At 70.9% G+C, this 17,059-nt stretch carries 17 protein-coding genes and 1 tRNA gene; 7 read left to right on the forward strand and 11 right to left on the reverse strand.

Annotation, left to right across the window (positions count from 1 at the left end):
• Positions 1 to 216: 216 nt before the first annotated feature.
• Positions 217 to 360: a CRISPR-associated DxTHG motif protein gene (locus tag RLT58_RS36150; RefSeq protein WP_399131671.1), complete on the reverse strand. Its 144-nt coding sequence runs from the start codon at positions 358 to 360 to the stop codon at positions 217 to 219.
• Here RLT58_RS36150 and RLT58_RS23375 point away from each other — a divergent pair.
• The 4 genes from RLT58_RS23375 to RLT58_RS23390 all read left to right on the forward strand — a co-directional run bounded on the left by RLT58_RS23375 (position 359) and on the right by RLT58_RS23390 (position 4,827).
• On the forward strand, positions 359 to 1,027 hold the full coding sequence (locus tag RLT58_RS23375; RefSeq protein ID WP_399131672.1) for a carbohydrate ABC transporter permease: 669 nt from the start codon (positions 359 to 361) through the stop codon (positions 1,025 to 1,027). The two genes, RLT58_RS36150 and RLT58_RS23375, sit on opposite strands and share 2 nt — an antisense overlap.
• A 16-nt stretch (positions 1,028 to 1,043) precedes the next feature.
• Positions 1,044 to 1,964: a carbohydrate ABC transporter permease gene (locus tag RLT58_RS23380; protein WP_311312324.1), complete on the forward strand. Its 921-nt coding sequence runs from the start codon at positions 1,044 to 1,046 to the stop codon at positions 1,962 to 1,964.
• Positions 1,965 to 2,092: 128 nt separating this feature from the next.
• Complete coding sequence (locus RLT58_RS23385) at positions 2,093 to 3,553, forward strand: GH1 family beta-glucosidase (protein WP_311312325.1); 1,461 nt, start codon at positions 2,093 to 2,095, stop codon at positions 3,551 to 3,553.
• Positions 3,554 to 3,795: 242 nt separating this feature from the next.
• Entirely contained in the window at positions 3,796 to 4,827 is a 1,032-nt protein-coding gene (locus tag RLT58_RS23390) for a LacI family DNA-binding transcriptional regulator (RefSeq protein WP_311312326.1), read from the forward strand.
• An 80-nt stretch (positions 4,828 to 4,907) separates the two neighbouring features.
• Here the strand turns inward: RLT58_RS23390 and RLT58_RS23395 are convergent.
• From RLT58_RS23395 to RLT58_RS23410, 4 genes are all read right to left on the reverse strand, one after another.
• Positions 4,908 to 4,980 (reverse strand) — tRNA-His (locus RLT58_RS23395).
• Between the two features lie 127 nt (positions 4,981 to 5,107).
• Positions 5,108 to 5,710 (reverse strand): oligoribonuclease, encoded by a 603-nt coding sequence (orn, locus tag RLT58_RS23400; RefSeq protein WP_311312327.1) that lies wholly within the window; start codon positions 5,708 to 5,710, stop codon positions 5,108 to 5,110.
• 10 nt (positions 5,711 to 5,720) lie between these two features.
• Entirely contained in the window at positions 5,721 to 6,941 is a 1,221-nt protein-coding gene (locus RLT58_RS23405) for a helix-turn-helix domain-containing protein (protein ID WP_311312328.1), read from the reverse strand.
• 391 nt (positions 6,942 to 7,332) lie between these two features.
• Positions 7,333 to 7,554 (reverse strand): hypothetical protein, encoded by a 222-nt coding sequence (locus RLT58_RS23410; protein ID WP_311312329.1) that lies wholly within the window; start codon positions 7,552 to 7,554, stop codon positions 7,333 to 7,335.
• Positions 7,555 to 7,981: 427 nt separating this feature from the next.
• On the opposite strand from RLT58_RS23410, the gene RLT58_RS23415 reads away from it, so the two are divergent.
• Both RLT58_RS23415 and RLT58_RS23420 read left to right on the forward strand, forming a co-directional pair.
• Entirely contained in the window at positions 7,982 to 8,503 is a 522-nt protein-coding gene (locus RLT58_RS23415) for a universal stress protein (RefSeq protein WP_311312330.1), read from the forward strand.
• Between the two features lie 196 nt (positions 8,504 to 8,699).
• Entirely contained in the window at positions 8,700 to 9,272 is a 573-nt protein-coding gene (locus tag RLT58_RS23420; RefSeq protein WP_311312331.1) for an acetate uptake transporter, read from the forward strand.
• Positions 9,273 to 9,387: 115 nt separating this feature from the next.
• Here RLT58_RS23420 and glmS read toward each other — a convergent pair whose 3' ends face one another.
• Positions 9,388 to 11,217: a glutamine--fructose-6-phosphate transaminase (isomerizing) gene (gene glmS / locus RLT58_RS23425; RefSeq protein ID WP_311312332.1), complete on the reverse strand. Its 1,830-nt coding sequence runs from the start codon at positions 11,215 to 11,217 to the stop codon at positions 9,388 to 9,390.
• A gap of 70 nt (positions 11,218 to 11,287) precedes the next feature.
• Positions 11,288 to 11,563, reverse strand: coding sequence for a hypothetical protein (locus tag RLT58_RS23430; RefSeq protein WP_311312333.1), 276 nt, complete (start codon positions 11,561 to 11,563; stop codon positions 11,288 to 11,290).
• A 326-nt stretch (positions 11,564 to 11,889) separates the two neighbouring features.
• On the opposite strand from RLT58_RS23430, the gene RLT58_RS23435 reads away from it, so the two are divergent.
• Positions 11,890 to 13,551, forward strand: coding sequence for a beta-N-acetylhexosaminidase (locus tag RLT58_RS23435; RefSeq protein WP_311312334.1), 1,662 nt, complete (start codon positions 11,890 to 11,892; stop codon positions 13,549 to 13,551).
• Positions 13,552 to 13,660: 109 nt separating this feature from the next.
• Here RLT58_RS23435 and RLT58_RS23440 read toward each other — a convergent pair whose 3' ends face one another.
• The 4 genes from RLT58_RS23440 to RLT58_RS23455 form a co-directional block, all read right to left on the reverse strand.
• A complete protein-coding gene (locus RLT58_RS23440) occupies positions 13,661 to 14,644 on the reverse strand; it encodes an ABC transporter substrate-binding protein (RefSeq protein WP_311314620.1) in 984 nt (327 codons plus the stop codon).
• 151 nt (positions 14,645 to 14,795) lie between these two features.
• On the reverse strand, positions 14,796 to 15,155 hold the full coding sequence (locus RLT58_RS23445; protein ID WP_311312335.1) for a hypothetical protein: 360 nt from the start codon (positions 15,153 to 15,155) through the stop codon (positions 14,796 to 14,798).
• A complete protein-coding gene (locus RLT58_RS23450; RefSeq protein ID WP_311312336.1) occupies positions 15,152 to 15,790 on the reverse strand; it encodes a GNAT family N-acetyltransferase in 639 nt (212 codons plus the stop codon). The genes RLT58_RS23445 and RLT58_RS23450 overlap by 4 nt, the downstream gene beginning before the upstream one ends.
• Positions 15,791 to 15,891: 101 nt before the next feature.
• Entirely contained in the window at positions 15,892 to 17,058 is a 1,167-nt protein-coding gene (locus tag RLT58_RS23455; RefSeq protein WP_311312337.1) for an acyl-CoA dehydrogenase family protein, read from the reverse strand.
• Position 17,059: the final 1 nt, after the last annotated feature.

Here is a 17,059-nt window from a genome sequence, read left to right on the forward strand (position 1 = left end):
CAAGCAATCCAGGGAAGGACTCCCGCTCGTGGCCACCTCGACTCCCACCCGGGACGCATACGCGCCGCCACCCCGAGGCTCCCAGCAGACACCGGCGAGCACCCGCCGGCAGACGTGGCGGAGCCGGCTCTGGAGGTTCGACGACAAGGCGTCGCCGTACGCCTACATCGCCCCGTTCTTCCTCGTCTTCGGTGCCTTCGGGCTCTACCCCCTCCTCTACACCGGCTGGATCGCCCTGCACCGGGTCGAGATGACCGGCATGGACCGGATGGAGTGGGTGGGCTGGGAGAACTTCGACCGGATCCTGCACGACTCCGAGTTCTGGACGGCCGTCACCAACACCTTCCTCATCGGTGTCATGTCGACGGTCCCGCAGCTGCTCGTCGCGCTGGGCCTGGCCCATCTGCTGAACTACAAGCTGCGCGCCAGCACCTTCTGGCGCACGGTCATCCTCACCCCGTACGCCACCTCGGTGGCCTCCGCGGCCCTCGTCTTCGCCCTGGTCTTCCGGGCCGACGGCGGTCTGCTGAACTGGGCGCTGCACTTCGTCGGCCTCGGTGACACCAACTGGGGCAACGGCCACTGGACGTCCAAGATAGCCATCTCGATCATCGTGATCTGGCGCTGGACCGGCTACAACACCCTGATCTACCTGGCCGCGATGCAGGCCGTGCCGACCGATCTGTACGAGGCGGCCTCGCTCGACGGCGCCTCGCGCTGGCAGCAGTTCCGCAAGGTGACCATCCCCTCGCTGCGGCCCACGATCCTCTTCACGATCGTCATCTCGACCATCGGCTCCATGCAGCTGTTCGGTGAGCCCCTGCTGCTGGAGGGCGGCACGCTCGGCGCGACCGGCGGCAACGAGAATCAGTACGAGACCCTCAGCGTCTACCTCTACAACTACGGTTGGAACCTGGGACATCTCGGTCCGGCCGCCGCAGTGGCCTGGGCGATGCTCGCCCTCCTGCTGATCATCGCCGCGGTCAACTGGCTCATCGGCCGCTTCGTACGCAAATCCGCGGTCTGACCGGGAGCGATATCCAATGACCATGACCAGCCCCACCAAAGTCCAGGAGCTCGGTGTCCCGGCACGCTCCGTCCACCGCGCCCCGAGGGGTCCCAGCCGCTTCAGGCCCGGCGCGGGACAGCAGCTCAAGGGCGGCCCGTTCGCCTACATCGCCCTGGCCGTCGTCGGTATCGGCTCGCTGCTGCCGCTGTACTGGACCCTGGTCGCCGCGTCCCACACCCAGGACGAAGTGCTGGCCACCACCCCGCCGTTCCTGCCGGGCGGCCGGCTCATGCACAACCTCGACGCCGCCTGGACCCAGGCCCACCTGGGCAAGGCGATCGTCAACAGCGTCATCGTGGCCGGCTGCATCACGGCGGCGACGCTCTTCTTCTGCACCCTGGCCGGCTACGCCTTCGCCAAGATGCGCTTCCGCGGCCGCGGCGCCCTGATGACGGGGGTCATCCTGACCCTGACGATCCCGCCGCAGCTCAGCGTCGTCCCGCTGTTCATGATGATGGCCGACCTCGGCTGGGGCGGGAACCTGGAGTCGGTGATCTTCCCGACCCTGGTGAGCGCCTTCGGTGTGTTCTTCATGCGCCAGTACCTGACCGAGGCGCTGCCGTACGAGCTGATCGAGGCCGCCAAGATCGACGGCGCGAACAACTTCCGCATCGTGCTGAGCGTGGTGCTGCCGGTGGCGCGCCCCGCGATGATGGTGCTCGGCATGCTCACCTTCGTCCAGGCGTGGAACGACTTCTTCTGGCCCTACCTCGCCCTGAACCAGCAGAATCCCACCCTTCAGGTGGCCCTCGGCCAGCTGAGCGCCTCGTACACCCCCGACACGAGCATCGTGATGGCCGGCGCGCTGATCAGCACCCTGCCGCTGCTCGTCGTGTTCGTGATCTTCGGCAAACAGATCGTCGGCGGCATCATGTCCGGCGCCGTCAAGGGCTGACACCCCTGCCGGCCCCCTCCTCCCGCCGGACGCCCGGTACGGTCCGCGCCCGCCCCGCGGACCGGACGGGCTCCGGAGCCCCACCCTGTCCACGCCCCTGTCCGTCCACTTCCTGGGAGCGCTCCCGCATGACTGCTGTACGACCCGACATCGCCCCGAAGCAGGCGCCCGAGGCAACGAGATTTCCGACGGGCTTCGTCTGGGGGGCGGCCACCGCCGCCTACCAGGTCGAGGGCGCCGCCGCCGAGGACGGCCGCACGCCCTCCATCTGGGACACCTTCAGCCGTACGCCGGGCAAGGTCCGCAACGGCGACACCGGCGACATCGCCGCCGACCACTACCACCGCTACCGCGACGACGTGGCCCTGATGAAGCGGCTCGGGCTCAAGGCGTACCGTTTCTCCATCTCCTGGTCCCGGGTGCAGCCGACCGGCCGCGGCCCCGCCGTCGAACGCGGCCTGGACTTCTACCGCAAGCTCGTGGACGAACTGCTGGAGGCCGGCATCGCCCCGGTCGCCACCCTCTACCACTGGGACCTGCCTCAGGAGCTGGAGGACGCCGGCGGCTGGCCGCAGCGGGTGACCGCCGAGCGGTTCGCCGACTACGCCGCGATCATGGCGGGCGCCCTCGGCGACCGCGTCGGTACGTGGACCACCTTCAACGAGCCGTGGTGCTCGGCCTTCCTCGGCTACGGCTCCGGGGTGCACGCCCCCGGCCGGACCGAGCCCGCCTCCGCCCTGCGGGCGGCCCATCACCTCAACCTCGCCCATGGCCGGGCGATCGAGGTCCTGCGCGGCCAACTCCCCGCTGCCGCGCGGACCTCGGTCACCCTCAACCTCCACCAGGTGCGCCCGCTGACGGCGAGCGCGGCGGACGCGGACGCCGCCCGCCGCATCGACGCGGTCGGCAACCGGGTCTTCACCGGCCCGATGCTGCGCGGCGCCTACCCCGAGGACCTGCTGGAGGACACCGCGCACGTGGTGGACTGGTCGAAGCTGGTCCAGGACGGCGACCTGGAGGCCATCTCCCGCCCGGTCGACGTCCTCGGCGTCAACTACTACACCCCGACGCTGGTCTCCACCCCCGCCGAGGGCGCCGGTGACACCCGCAACGACGGCCACGGCGCCAGCGACTACTCCCCGTGGCCCGGCTCCGAGCACGTCGCCTTCCACCTCGCCGAGGGGAAGGAACGCACCGCGATGAACTGGTCGATCGACCCCGACGGCCTCTACAGCCTGCTGATGGACGTCACCCGTGACCACCCCGGCCTTCCGCTGATGGTCACGGAGAACGGCGCGGCCTTCGACGACTACGTCTCGCCCGAGGGCCGGGTGGAGGACCCCGAGCGGATCGCCTACCTGCACGGCCATCTCGACGCCGTGCAGCGGGCGGTGGCCGACGGCGCGGACGTGCGCGGCTACTTCCTCTGGTCGCTGATGGACAACTTCGAGTGGGCGTACGGCTATTCCAAGCGCTTCGGCGCCGTCTACGTGGACTACGCCTCCCAGCGCCGCATCCCCAAGGCCAGCGCGCACTGGTACGCCGATGTGATCCGTCGTCACGCCCTCCCGCCGGCGGGCCTCGGCTAGGACGACCCCGCCCAGCACGGCCCCTCCCCGTACCGCCCCTGAGACCCGGCCCCCGTGCCGGGTCTCAGCCGTTCGCGGGGGCCGACCAGCATGCCTTCCGGACCACGCGCGTAGATTGGGAGCGCTCCCATTATCGGGGCGAGGGAGCGGCCGACCGGTCCCGCAGAGTGTCAAGGGATCCCACACCAGGACTTGGTTTGGTTATCCGACTGTGAGAAATTGACCGCGAACGGGAGGCAGCCATGACGGCAGCGCGAGTACGGAGCGGGGGCCGGCCCACGCTCGAAGAGGTCGCGGCACGGGCGGGGGTGGGGCGCGGCACGGCCTCGCGCGTCATCAACGGCTCACCGAGGGTCAGCGCCCACACACGGGAGGCCGTGGAAGCGGCCGTGGCCGAGCTCGGCTACGTACCCAACCGCGCGGCCCGCGCGCTGGCCGGCAACCGCACGGACGCCATCGCGCTCGTCGTGCCCGAGTCGGAGAGCCGCTTCTTCGCGGAGCCCTACTTCTCCGACATCGTGCGCGGGGTCGGCGCCGCCCTCGCGGACACGGAGATGCAGCTGCTGCTCACCCTGGTCGGCAGCGACCGCGAACGCCGCAGGCTGGCGCAGTATCTGACCGCCCACCGGGTGGACGGCGTGCTGCTGGTCTCCGTGCACGCGGACGACCCGCTGCCCGACCTGCTGGAGCAACTCGGCATGCCCGCCGTTATGAACGGCCGCAGATCCGCCACCGAGCCGCTGCCCTCCGTCGACTCGGACAACTTCGAGGGCGCCCGCGGCGCCGTCGAGCACCTGATCTCCCGGGGCCGCCGCTCCATCGCCACCATCACCGGCCGGCTCGACGTCTACGCCTCCCAGCGGCGTCTCGACGGCTACCGCAAGGCCGTCTCCGAGGCCGGGCTCGAACCGGACGAGCGGCTGATCGCCCCCGCCGACTTCTCCGAGGAGGGCGGGGTGCGGGCCATGCGCGAACTGCTGGCCCGCCGGCCGGACGTGGATGCCGTCTTCGCCGCGTCCGACGTCATGGCGGCGGGCGCACGCCAGGTGCTGCGCGAGGCCGGCCGGCGCATCCCGGACGACGTGGCGCTCATCGGCTTCGACGACTCGGCCGTGGCCCGGCACATGGACCCCGCGCTCACCAGCGTCCGGCAGCCGATCGAGGAGATGGGGCGGACGATGACCCGGGTGCTCCTCGAAGCCATCGCGGGCGAGACCACCGAGCGCCCGCAGATCGTGCTCCCGACGGAACTGGTCGTCCGCGACTCCTCGTGACGCGTGTCACGCCGGCCCTCTCGCGGGGCGCCGGGGACACGGCAAAGGCCCCGGTCGTCGACCGGGGCCTTTCCTGTGAGGGTGAGTAACGGGACTCGAACCCGCGACATCCTGGACCACAACCAGGTGCTCTACCATCTGAGCTATACCCACCATGTCCGGTCTTTTTCCGACCGGCCGAGAAAAAGTGTACAGGGTCTCGGAGGGTGCTCGCGCCCTCATTACCCGGCCGCGGGCCGCGGCCCCCGAAAGGGCCGTGACCAGCGGCTTTCCCGGGAAGCTACGCCGAGGGCGGCGACACGCGCGCCGCAATCGACTTCGCGCGCTCGGAGTCGGGGCCGGGCTGCGGGACGAAGACCGCCTCCCGGTAGTACCGCAGCTCCGTGATGGAGTCACGGATGTCCGCGAGCGCCCGGTGGTTGCCGTTCTTGTCCGGACTGTTGAAGTACGCCCTCGGGAACCAGCGGCGGGCCAGCTCCTTGACCGAGGAGACATCGACGATCCGGTAGTGGAGGTAGCCCTCCAGCGACGGCATGTCCCGCGAGAGGAAGCCCCGGTCGGTGCCGACCGAGTTTCCGCAGAGCGGGGCCTTGCCGGGCTCCTTCACATGCTCGCGGACATAGGCCAGGACCTTCTCCTCGGCGTCGGCCAGCGTGGTGCCCCCCGCCAGCTCGTCGAGGAGGCCCGAGGCGGTGTGCATCTGCCGCACCACCTCGGGCATGGTCTCCAGGGCCGTGTCCGGCGGGCGGATCACGATGTCCACCCCTTCGCCGAGCACGTTCAACTCCGAGTCGGTGACCAGTGCGGCCACCTCGATGAGTGCGTCTTCCGTCAACGAGAGCCCGGTCATCTCGCAGTCGATCCACACCATGCGGTCGTTCATGCGCCCCACCCTACGGGGCACTCCGCTGCCCCGGCAGGGCCGGGCGCCCCGTGGCGAACGCGTCGGTGCCCGGCTTCCCGAGCTCCCCGCGTCCCCCGTCCAGTGCCGAGGGAGCGGCGGAGGACGGGCCGGTGACGGCGGTCCGGCGGCCGGCCGGGGTGCCCTGGGCGGGCACCGCCGCCTCGGTCACCGTGGCCACCGGCTCCGGACCCCCCTGCGGACGACGGGCCCGGTAGGCGGCCCGGTACGCGGCGGGGGAGGAGCCCAGCTGACGCCGGAAGTGCCCGCGCAGCGCGACCGGCGAGCGGAAGCCGCAACGGCCCGCGACCTCGTCGACCGAGTAGTCGGACGTCTCCAGCAGCCGCTGCGCCTGCAGCACCCGCTGGGTGATCAGCCACTGGAGCGGTGCGCTGCCCGTGAGCGAGCGGAACCTCCGGTCGAAGGTCCGCCGGCTCATGTAGGCGCGCGCGGCCAGCGTCTCCACGTCGAACTGCTCGTGCAGATGCTCCAGCGCCCAGGCCACGACCTCGGCGAGCGGGTCGGAGCCGATCTCCTCCGGTAAAGATCTGTCGAGGTAGCGCTCCTGGCCGCCGCTGCGCCGAGGCGGCACGACGAGCCGGCGGGCGAGCGCCCCGGCGGCCTCCGTGCCGTGGTCCGAACGCACTATGTGCAGACAGAGATCGATCCCGGCCGCGGTCCCGGCCGAGGTGAGCACGTCGCCGTCGTCGACGAAGAGCTCGCGCGGATCGACGTGGACCGACGGATAGCGCTTGGCCAGCGTCGGTGCGTACATCCAGTGCGTGGTCGCCGGGCGGCCGTCCAGCAGTCCGGCGGCGGCGAGCACGAAGGCCCCCGTGCACAGACCGACGATGCGGGCGCCCTCCTCGTGGGCGCGGCGCAGCGCGTCCAGGGCCTCCACGGGCGGTGGGGAGGTGATCGAGCGCCAGGCGGGCACCACGACGGTGCCGGCCCTGCTGATCGCCTCCAGCCCGTAGGGCGCGGTCAGTTCGAGTCCCCCGGTGGTGCGCAGCGGTCCCTCTTCACCGCTGCACACGAGCAGGCGGTAGCGCGGAACCCCCGCGTCCTGGCGGTCGATTCCGAACACGGACAGCGGGATGGAGCTCTCGAAGATGGGGCCACCGCTGAACAGCAGTACGGCGACGACCTCGCGGCGTCGTCGTCCGCTCAGCTTCCGTACAGCCTCCGTTGCGGTGGCGGAGTCCTGGCTCATGACGCTAAGCCCCCCTCGGTGTTCGCGTCTTCCTGGTCCTTACGGGCCTGTCGCACCTGCACACGTCCCCTCGGTTGTGTACGAGTCCCCGGCCTTCGACGCCCAAGATCGAATCTACTGCGTCCCGTGGTGCCGTCGTGACAAGTTCACCAACCGGCTTTATGTCGACAAGGCAACCTGGCGGGAAGCGTTCGATCACGAAGCGTTTCACCCGTGCGTCGTGCAGGGAAGTGCGCCTGGCGTTCATGGCCCGTCCCCGTTGGGCAGAAGCGTACCGCCCGGTCTCTTCCTGCCTGCTGGCAAGGGGGTTGATCGGCCATTTCGACAAGGATTCGACCGGGTCCTGAAGTTGGCTGAAAATGTACGGTCGCGTGTGCGGAAATCAGTCGTTCTACCGGCGCACAACCCGAGGAGCGCGGCCGCCCCTGTGCGCCCCCTCCGGCGGCCGGGCGGCGGCCCGGGCGGCGCGGCGCAGCAGGGCCCGGCAGGCCACCGTGACGGCCGCCAGGCCGAGGGCGACGGTCAGGGCCCCGCCGGCGGAGTCGCCGTGGGCGAGCAGGACGGCCGGGACGAGCAGGCAGCCGAATACCGCCCACCGGACCACGTCGGTCATCGGCCGCGCGGTCGGTTCCGGACGGGTGGGTCGGTCGGTTGCCGGCACGGCGTGCTCCCTTGGGCGGCTCGGTGGCGCCGCGGTCGGTTTCGCGTGGCCCCCGCGCCCCTGCGGCGGGGTGCGGGAGCGCGGTCACCCGGCTAACGGGCCGGACCCCCGCCGGTCACCGGCCGCAGGGCCGTCCGGGGTCCGTGCCCGCCCCGGCACGTCGGTGTACCGGACATCCGGCATTGCCATACAGGGGCGGTCTCGGGCATGCTCCGTGAAACGTCGCGCGCGCTGTGGCGCGGGATGGGCGGTGGAGGAATGGCGCCGTACCCTTGGGGGTAAGGGGTCGGGAAGATGATTCCCGGACACCACGACACCGCCCGCTGACGCACCTTCCCACGTCGCTCTCCTCACGAGGACTCTCTTCGCCGAGACACCGATGGCCGGTCACGAAATCCCCGAACCCGCGGACCGCAAGCAGGTAGCCGACCCCATGTCGGACCTGCAGGCGGCCGAAGAAACGCGCCCATCCTGCGATCCCGCCTTCCGGCACGGTGTCGTCGTCGGCTTCGACGGCTCCACCTCAAGCGAGCGGGCCCTCGCCTATGCCATCGGCATGTCCCGCCGGACGGGCTCCGGACTGATCATCGTCCATGTCGCCAACCGGCTGCCGACGACGGTCTGGGCAGGCTGCGAGCCGCCCGTCTTCGTCGACGTGCCCGACCACCGCACCGAGGTCCTCGGTCTGGAGCTGGCCTGCGCGGACTATCTCTCCGAGATCCCGTGGGTGCTCGTCGAGCGCGGCGGCGACATCTGCCACGAGCTGGAGGAGGTCGGCCGGGAGTACTCGGCCGACGCGATCGTGGTGGGCTCCACGCACGGGATCGTCGGCCGGATCTTCGGCTCCGTGGCGGGCCGGCTGGCGCGGCGCGCCCAGCGCCCGGTCGTCGTCATCCCGTAGCGGCGCGCACCGCTCGCTCCCCGGCTGCTTCCCAGCCCTTTCGGGCATTTCGCCCGCGCTCTCCCGGTGGCGTCAACTCGCCTGTGGAAAAGGCCCGTCGAGTGATGCTACCGACGCGTAGAGGTGCATTGTGCGTTTGTGAAGGGTACATACACGTCACTGGGAAGAGCACGATTGCATGCGAAGGGAGCCCGCCGTGGACAACGACGTCTCTGCGGGAAACACCAGCACCTCCACCCTCGGCCATCTCGCCCTGGGACTCACGCTGTTGGCATTCGGGATCGGTCACACCGGTGCCGTGGACGGGGTGACGGCAGCCGACGCCGTCTCGCTCGCGCTGTACGTCGGCGGCATCGCCCTGTTCGTCGCGGGACTCCTCGAATTCCGCGCGGGCAACGGCTTCACGGGCACGGCGTTCGCCGGTCTCGGCGCCTTCTGGTTCACCTGGGGCACCGGAGCCGACGCCAGGGTCTCGGCGCACGCGGCGGGGCTCTTCCTGCTGCTGTGGGCCCTGTTCGCGCTCACGCTGACCCTCGGCGCGTCGGGTCGCGGTCTGCTCGGCCAGGGGACGTACGGGCTCCTGTTCGTCGCGCTGCTGCTCCTGGGCATCGGGCAGTTCGCGGACAGCGCCTTCCTGGGCAAGGCGGGCGGCTGGTTCGCCGCCGTGGCGGGCCTGGCCGCCTGGTACGGAGCGACGGCGGCGCTGGCCCACTGGCCGACCGCGCTGCCGGGGCGTGCTGCCGGCCGAGGAGTGACGGCCACCGGCTGAGCAGCGGACCGGGCCGGTCCCGGGTGGCGCCGGCCCGAGCGGGAGAGAGCGGCCCCGCACTCACGGGAGGTGGGTGCGGGGCCGCTTTCGCCGCCGTGGGGCGTCCGGGGCGTGCCTACTCGACGGTGACGGACTTCGCCAGGTTGCGCGGCTTGTCGATGTCGCGGCCCATGGCCAGCGCCGTGTGGTACGCGAAGAGCTGGAGCGGGATGCCCATCAGGATCGGGTCCAGCTCGTTCTCGTTCTTCGGGACGACGATGGTGTGGTCGGCCTTCTCCTGGACCTGGTGGGCCACGGCGAGGATGCGGCCGCTGCGGGCCTTGATCTCCTCCATCGCGGCGCGGTTCTTCTCCAGCAGGTCGTCGTCCGGCACGATCGCCACGGTCGGCATCGCGGGCTCGATCAGCGCGAGCGGGCCGTGCTTCAGCTCGGAGGCGGGGTAGGCCTCGGCGTGGATGTACGAGACCTCCTTGAGCTTCAGCGAGGCCTCACGGGCGACCGGGTAGCCGCGCACCCGGCCGATGAACATCATCGACTTGGCGTCCGCGTACTCCGCGGCCAGCTTCTTGATCTCGTCCTCGTTCTCCAGGATCTCGCTGATCTGCGCGGGCAGCCTGCGCAGGCCCTCGATGATCCGCTTGCCGTCGGCGACCGACAGGTCCCGGATGCGGCCCAGGTGCAGGGCGAGCAGCGCGAACGCGACGACGGTGTTGGTGAAGCACTTGGTGGAGACCACGCACACCTCGGGGCCCGCGTGGACGTACGTACCCCCGTCGGCCTCCCGGGCGATGGCGGAGCCGACGACGTTGACCACGCCGAGGACGCGCGCGCCCTTGCGCTTCAGCTCCTGGACGGCGGCCAGCACGTCGTACGTCTCACCGGACTGGGAGACCGCGACGTACAGCGTGTCCGGGTCCACCACCGGGTTGCGGTAGCGGAACTCGGACGCGGGCTCGGCGTCCGCGGGGATGCGGGCCAGCTCCTCGATCAGCTGGGCGCCGATCTGGCCCGCGTGGTACGAGGTGCCGCAGCCGAGGATCTTGATCCGGCGGACCCCGCGCGCCTCGCGGGCGTCCAGGTTGAGCCCGCCCAGGTGCACGGTGGAGAACCGGTCGTCGATCCGGCCGCGCAGCACCCGGTCGACCGCGTCGGCCTGCTCGGAGATCTCCTTGTGCATGTACGTGTCGTGGCCGCCCATGTCGTACGACTCGGCCTCCCACTCCACGGTGGTCGGTGTGGCCGTCGTGGTCGAGCCCTCCGTCGTGTACGTACGGAAGTCGTCGGCCTTGAGGGTGGCCATCTCGCCGTCGTCCAGCGTGACGACCTGGCGGGTGTGGGCGACCAGGGCTGCGACGTCCGACGCGACGAACATCTCCTTCTCGCCGATGCCGAGGACGACCGGCGAGCCGTTGCGCGCGACCACGATGCGGTCGTTGAAGTCGGCGTGCATGACGGCGATGCCGTACGTGCCCTCGACCGAGCGCAGGGCCTCGCGGACCTTCTCCTCCAGGGTGTCCGCCTCCGAGCGGGCGATCAGGTGGACCAGCACCTCGGTGTCGGTCTCGGAGAGGAAGACGGTGCCCTCGGCGGTGAGCCGGGTGCGCAGCTCGGCGGCGTTGTCGATGATGCCGTTGTGCACGACGGCGACCCTGCCGTCCGCGTCCAGGTGCGGGTGGGCGTTCTCGTCGCTCGGGGCGCCGTGGGTGGCCCAGCGGGTGTGGGCGATGCCGGTGGTGCCGGCGAAGCGCTTGGGGACGCGGGCCTCCAGCTCACGCACCCGGCCCTTGGCCTTGACCATCTTCAGCGCGGCGGGCTTGCCGGCCGCCGGCTTCCCGGTGATCACGATGCCCGCGGAGTCGTAGCCCCGGTACTCCAGCCGCTGCAGGCCCTCCAGCAGCAGCGGGGCCACGTCACGCTTTCCGATATAACCGACGATTCCGCACATAGAGTCTCTGCCCCTCCATCGACGTACAACAAGCCCTGCGAGTAAGTGGGTGCCCGGCCCCGAGGCCGTCTCAGCCGTAGACGATGCGGCGCAGCTGGCGGAGCGAGAGCTCCGGCGGTGCGACGGCCCGGTGCGGCAGTTCGGCCGCGATCCGTTCGAAGATCTCCGCGTTGACCAGGCCGCCGGACTGCAGTTCACGGTGGCGCCGGCGGACGAAGTCGTCGGTCGTCTCGTCGAAGTACGCCAGCACGTCGAGGATCACCCGGGCGGCCTCACCGCGCTGGAGCGCGGTGCTGCGCACCAGGTGGTCGATGAGGTCGTCGTACGACGAGCGGCGTTCGAGCACGGGTCGATATTGCTGGGGAAGGAGCGCGAGCGCAACAATTCTGCCCGATTTCGGGCAGGAGTGGGGGTGGGCGGCCTTCTTTTCCGGTGCGTGCGGGTTCCGGGGGTGCTCGTTCGGGGGTGTCGCCCAAAGGTCCTTCCGGGTGCCTTTTCGGGGCCAACGGTATGAATCGGGCATACGCCCCGTAGCCTCCGGCACGTTCAAGCCCCGCCAACGCGGGGAAGTGGTCTACACCTTGACCATCCGTGAGGTACGCGATACGCATGGCGGCGGTTCGCATGGTCAGGAGATCCGGCAGATTGAACCCGTAGAAAGGGACCCGGCTTGTGAGACTCCACACGGTCCGGCGCAGCGCTCTTCCCCGTGCTCTACCCCGTCTTCTCGGCTCGCTGCTTCTCGTCACGGCGGCCGGTGTCTCCAGCGCGTGCGCCACCCCCGCGGCGTCCGCCGCGGGCAGCACCCCGGCCGCCTGGGCGCCCAGGCCCCTCGGCCAGGTCGTGCCCGCCCCCGCCTCGGTCAGACCGGGCGGCTCCCCGTACTCCGTCACCGACGCCACCAGGATCCGGGTCGACGCCTCCTCCGGCGAGGCCCGCAAGATCGGCGACTACCTGGCGGGCGTCCTGCGCCCCTCCACCGGCTACGCCCTGCCCGTCACCACCAAGGACGGCGCCGACGGCATCCGGCTGCGGCTCAGCACGCGCGACAGCAAGCTCGGCGCGGAGGGCTACACGCTGACCTCGGTCCACGGCTCGGTCACCATCACCGCCCGCAAGCCCGCAGGGCTCTTCCACGGCGTCCAGACGCTGCGTCAGCTCCTGCCGGCCGAGGTGGAGAGCGACAGCGTCCGGAAGGGGCCGTGGCGGGTCTCGGGCGGCAGCGTCACCGACACCCCGCGCTACGCCTACCGGGGCGCGATGCTCGACGTCTCGCGGCACTTCTTCTCGGTCGACGAGGTCAAGCGCTACATCGACCAGGTCGCGCTGTACAAGATGAACACCTTCCACATCCACCTCTCCGACGACCAGGGCTGGCGGATCGCCGTCGACTCCTGGCCGAAGCTGGCCACGTACGGCGGCTCGACGGAGGTGGGCGGCGGGCCCGGCGGCTACTACACCAAGGCCCAGTACAAGGAGATCGTCCGGTACGCGGCCTCCCGCTACCTGGAGGTGGTCCCGGAGATCGACATGCCGGGCCACACCAACGCGGCGCTCGCCTCGTACGCGGAGCTGAACTGCGACGGTGTCGCGCCCCCGCTCTACACCGGTACGAAGGTCGGCTTCAGCTCCCTGTGCGCGGCCAAGGACGTCACGTACGACTTCATCGACGACGTCCTCGGCGAGGTGGCCGCGCTGACCCCCGGCCGCTACCTCCACATCGGCGGCGACGAGGCGCACTCCACCAGTCACGAGGACTACGTGAAGGTCATGGAGCGGGCCCAGGCCGCCGTCGGGAAGTACGGCAAGACCGTGATGGGCTGGCACCAGCTCACCGGGGCCTCGCCGGTCAAGGGCGCGGTCGCGCAGTACTGGGGCTACGACGCCACGGGGGCCGCCGAGCGGCAGCAGGTGGTGGACGCCGCGAAGAACGGCACGAAGCTGGTGCTGTCCCCGGCGGACCGGGTGTACCTCGACATGAAGTACAACGAGCAGACCGAACTGGGCCTGAAGTGGGCCGGTCTGGTCGAGGTCCAGCGCTCCTACGACTGGGACCCGGCGACCTATCTCACCGGGGCTCCGGAGAGCGCCGTGCTCGGCGTCGAGGCCCCGATCTGGTCGGAGACCCTGACCGACAGCGACGACATCGACGTGATGGCGTTCCCGAGGCTGCCCGGGGCGGCGGAGCTCGGGTGGTCCCCGGCGGCGACGCACGACTGGGACACGTACAAGGTGCGGCTGGCGGCGCTGGGGCCGCGGTTCTCCGCGCAGGGCATCGACTACTACCGGTCGCCCCAGGTTCCGTGGCCGGCGGAGCCGGCGCTGTCGGAGTGAGCGCGGCGGCCCGTCCGGCGGCGGGGGTCCGGTCCCCGGCCGCCGGACGGGCCCGCACTGTTCGAGATGTCCTCGATCGCCGGACGGGCTTGACGGGGCCCGATGTGGCTCAGGCGGCCTTCTTGGCGTTTTCGATGGCCTTGGCGAGGTCTTCGAGGATGGGGGCGCACTTGTCGTAGCTGTAGATCGGCTCGGTGGTGCGCGGGACGACCTGGCCGGCCTTGACGGCGGGCAGCTGGGTCCAGGTGGGCTTGGAGGCCAGGGCGTCGGGCTGCAGGGCCGAGGACCGGTTGTCCATCATGATGATGTCGGCCTCGTACTTGCCGACGTTCTCCCAGCTCAGCTCCTCGAAGAAGCCCGCCTTGTTCACCTTCGGCTCGACGAACTTCACGCCCAGCTCCTGGAAGTACAGGGTGTCCGCGGAGGTCTTGGCGAGCGAGACGTAGAACAGGTCCTGGCTGGCCGAGCCGACCATCACCTTGATGTCCGGCTTGGACTTCGCGGCGGCGCGCAGCCGGGCCGCGGCCTTCTCGAAGCGGGCCTTGGCGGCGGTGACCTTCGCGGACCTGACGTCCGCGCCGAGCGAGGCGGCGAGGTCCTCGTGGCGCTGGATGGCCTTGGGGATCGTGGTCTGGGCTGCCCACAGGGCGACGCTCGGGGCCAGCTTCAGGATCTTGTCCTTGGACTGGTCCGGCACGTACCAGAGGGCGTCCTTCTCCCACATCGCGGTGACCAGCAGCTCCGGGCCGAGCTCCGCGTACTTCTCGACGTTGAACTCGCCCCAGACGTTGCCGAGGATCTCGACCTTGCTGATGTCGAGGTCGCCGGCCTGCACATCGGCCTTGCCGTCCTTCGTCCTGGTCGGGCCGAAGACGGCCTTGACCTCGACGCCGTAGTCGTGGAGGGCGGCGGCGACACCGGTGAAGGCGACGATGTTCTTCGGGACGGACTTGGCCTCGGCCGTCTGCCCCCGGTCGTCCTTGAACTTCCACGGCCCGGCGGGCGCGCTCTTGGAGCCGGTGGCGGCGGAGTCCTTGGAGTCGCTGTCGCCGCAGGCCGCCAGCACGGCGCCGAGGCCAACGGCGCCGCCCATGGCCAGCAGGCCGCGGCGGGTGGGACGGGACGCTCGGGCAGTGCGCATGACAGGGTCCGCTTTCGTACGAGCCGGAGACCGGCCGATGACAAGTTCGAAGGAAGGTTAGCCTAACCTCAAGGTTTGTCGACCTGTCGACGGCCCCCGCCTCTCACCAGACGACGACCCCGCCGTCCACGTCCTGGGCCCGTACGGCGGCCGCCGTGATGTTGGCCAGCCGCTCCGCCACGTAGTCCTCGGCGTAGCCGCTGTGGGCGGCGAGCGCCGCGATGTGCCCGCGCAGCAGTGCGCACTCGGCGAGGAGGGCCGGCACGTCCTCCGGCTCCACGTACAGGTCCGAGCCGGCCAGCTGAGGGAGGAAGCGGGCCCCGAGGTCGCGCACCGGCTTCCCGCCCCACAGCTTCGTCCGGCTCTGCTCGAAGCCGGCCAGGGTCCGGCCGTGGTCGGGGTCGTCCAGGAAGTGCCGCTCGCCGCTGCGGCCCCACACATAGGTGTGCACGAGCAGGCTCATCCGAACATCTCCCGGCAGTCGTCGAGCCCCTCGACCGTCACCTCGGCCGTGCGGTGCTCCTCCCAGCGCCCGCGCTCCGGGCGCAGCCGCTGGAGGGTGACCGGCTCGCCCCGCAGCGCGGCGACCGACAGCCCGTCCGGCTGATAGCCGAGCCGCCGCGAGACGCCCAGCGAGCGGGGGTTGTCCGTCATCGCGGCCGAGACCGCCGTGGCCGCGCCGAGTCCGGCGAACGCGAGGTGCAGGACGGCGGCCCGCATCTCCGTGCCGATGCCCCGGCCCTGGTGCGCGAGCCCGAGCCAGGAGCCCGTCTCCACCTGGCCGGTCACCGCGAAGTTCTTCGCCATCAGGTCCTGGCGTCCGACCACCCGGCCCTCGTGCAGCACCGCGAGGCTCAGGTGCCAGTCGTCGGCCGACCAGCCGGCGATCGTGGACAGCACATGCTGGAAGACCGCCCGGCCGCGCTCGGCGGGCGGGCCGTCGGTCCACGGGACGGTGAACGGCATCGCGTCCGGGGCGTGCACCCCGTCGGCGGCGACCGCTCCCAGCTCGTCCAGCAACTCCAGTCCGGGCAGGCGCAGTTCCAGCCGGGGCGTACGGATGCGGAGCCCGTACAGGGGCCAGGCGCGATGCTTCATGGCCCGACTCTGCCCGGACCCGGCCGCCGCTGTCGAACGAAAATCGGGCGAGCGGAACGGGGGCGGCGCAGGCCGGAGCCGTGCGCCGCCCCCGCCGGGGCTCAGGCCGGCAGGCCCAGCTCGCGGGCGATCAGCATCCGCTGCACCTCGCTGGTGCCCTCGCCGATCTCCAGGATCTTGGAGTCGCGCCACATCCGGGCCACCGGGTACTCGTTCATGAAGCCGTAGCCGCCGTGGATCTGGGTCGCCTCACGGGCGTTGTCCACCGCCACGGTCGAGGAGTACAGCTTCGCGATCGCCGCCTCCTTCTTGAACGGCTCGTCCGCCAGCAGCCGCGACGCCGCGTCCCGCCAGCCGATCCGGGCCATGTGCGCCCGCATCTCCATGTCCGCGATCTTGAACTGGATCGCCTGGTTGGCGCCGATCGGCTTGCCGAACGCGTGCCGCTCGGCCGCGTACTTCACCGATTCGTCCACACAGCCCTGCGCGAGGCCCGTGGACAGGGCCGCGATGGCGATCCGGCCCTCGTCCAGGATCCGCAGGAACTGCGCGTACCCCCGGCCCTCCTCGCCCAGCAGGTTCCCCAGCGGGACGCGCACGTCGGCGAAGGACAGCTCCCGGGTGTCCGAGGCGTTCCAGCCGACCTTGGAGTACGGGGCGGCGACCGTGAAGCCGGGGGTGCCGGAGGGCACGATGATCGAGGAGATGAGCGGGGCGCCGTTCTCCTTGCGGCCGGTCACCGCCGTCACCGTCACCAGCTCGGTGATGTCCGTGCCGGAGTTGGTGATGAAGCACTTGGAGCCGTTGATCACCCACTCGCCCGTCGCCTCGTCGCGCACGGCCGCGGTCCGGGTGCCGCCCGCGTCCGAGCCGCCGTCCGGCTCGGTCAGGCCGAACGCGCCGAGCGCCTCGCCCGCGCAGAGCCTCGGCAGCCACTGCCGCTTCTGCTCCTCCGTGCCGAAGCGGAACACCGGCATCGCACCGAGCGAGACCCCGGCCTCCAGGGTGATCGCCACCGAGGAGTCGACCCGGGCCAGCTCCTCCAGGGCGATCCCGAGGGCGAGGTAGTCCCCGCCCATCCCGCCGTACTCCTCCGGGAACGGCAGCCCGAACAGGCCCATCCGCCCCATCTCCCGCACGATCTCGTACGGGAACTCGTGGCGCTCGTAGAAGTCGCCGATCTTCGGCGCGACCACGTCGTGGGCGAACTCCTCGACGGTGCGCCGCAGTTCCTCGTGCTCGGCGGTCAGCCGGTGGTCCAGGGACATC

Origin of the sequence: Streptomyces sp. ITFR-16 (assembly GCF_031844705.1) — a bacterium.
GTDB lineage: Bacteria > Actinomycetota > Actinomycetes > Streptomycetales > Streptomycetaceae > Streptomyces.

What these genes read in the sequence shown, in the direction of transcription:
- RLT58_RS23405 (WP_311312328.1), bottom strand. Translation starts at nt 6,941, where the DNA reads ATGAGCCAGGACTCCGCCACCGCAACGGAGGCTGTACGGAAGCTGAGC.
- glmS (WP_311312332.1), bottom strand. Translation starts at nt 11,217, where the DNA reads ATGTGCGGAATCGTCGGTTATATCGGAAAGCGTGACGTGGCCCCGCTG.
- RLT58_RS36150 (WP_399131671.1), bottom strand. Translation starts at nt 360, where the DNA reads ATGACACCGATGAGGAAGGTGTTGGTGACGGCCGTCCAGAACTCGGAG.
- RLT58_RS23380 (WP_311312324.1), top strand. Translation starts at nt 1,044, where the DNA reads ATGACCATGACCAGCCCCACCAAAGTCCAGGAGCTCGGTGTCCCGGCA.
- RLT58_RS23455 (WP_311312337.1), bottom strand. Translation starts at nt 17,058, where the DNA reads ATGTCCCTGGACCACCGGCTGACCGCCGAGCACGAGGAACTGCGGCGC.
- orn (WP_311312327.1), bottom strand. Translation starts at nt 5,710, where the DNA reads ATGAACGACCGCATGGTGTGGATCGACTGCGAGATGACCGGGCTCTCG.
- RLT58_RS23450 (WP_311312336.1), bottom strand. Translation starts at nt 15,790, where the DNA reads ATGAAGCATCGCGCCTGGCCCCTGTACGGGCTCCGCATCCGTACGCCC.
- RLT58_RS23385 (WP_311312325.1), top strand. Translation starts at nt 2,093, where the DNA reads ATGACTGCTGTACGACCCGACATCGCCCCGAAGCAGGCGCCCGAGGCA.
- RLT58_RS23445 (WP_311312335.1), bottom strand. Translation starts at nt 15,155, where the DNA reads ATGAGCCTGCTCGTGCACACCTATGTGTGGGGCCGCAGCGGCGAGCGG.
- RLT58_RS23415 (WP_311312330.1), top strand. Translation starts at nt 7,982, where the DNA reads ATGGCCGGTCACGAAATCCCCGAACCCGCGGACCGCAAGCAGGTAGCC.
- RLT58_RS23410 (WP_311312329.1), bottom strand. Translation starts at nt 7,554, where the DNA reads ATGACCGACGTGGTCCGGTGGGCGGTATTCGGCTGCCTGCTCGTCCCG.
- RLT58_RS23375 (WP_399131672.1), top strand. Translation starts at nt 359, where the DNA reads ATGTCGACGGTCCCGCAGCTGCTCGTCGCGCTGGGCCTGGCCCATCTG.
- RLT58_RS23440 (WP_311314620.1), bottom strand. Translation starts at nt 14,644, where the DNA reads ATGGGCGGCGCCGTTGGCCTCGGCGCCGTGCTGGCGGCCTGCGGCGAC.
- RLT58_RS23390 (WP_311312326.1), top strand. Translation starts at nt 3,796, where the DNA reads ATGACGGCAGCGCGAGTACGGAGCGGGGGCCGGCCCACGCTCGAAGAG.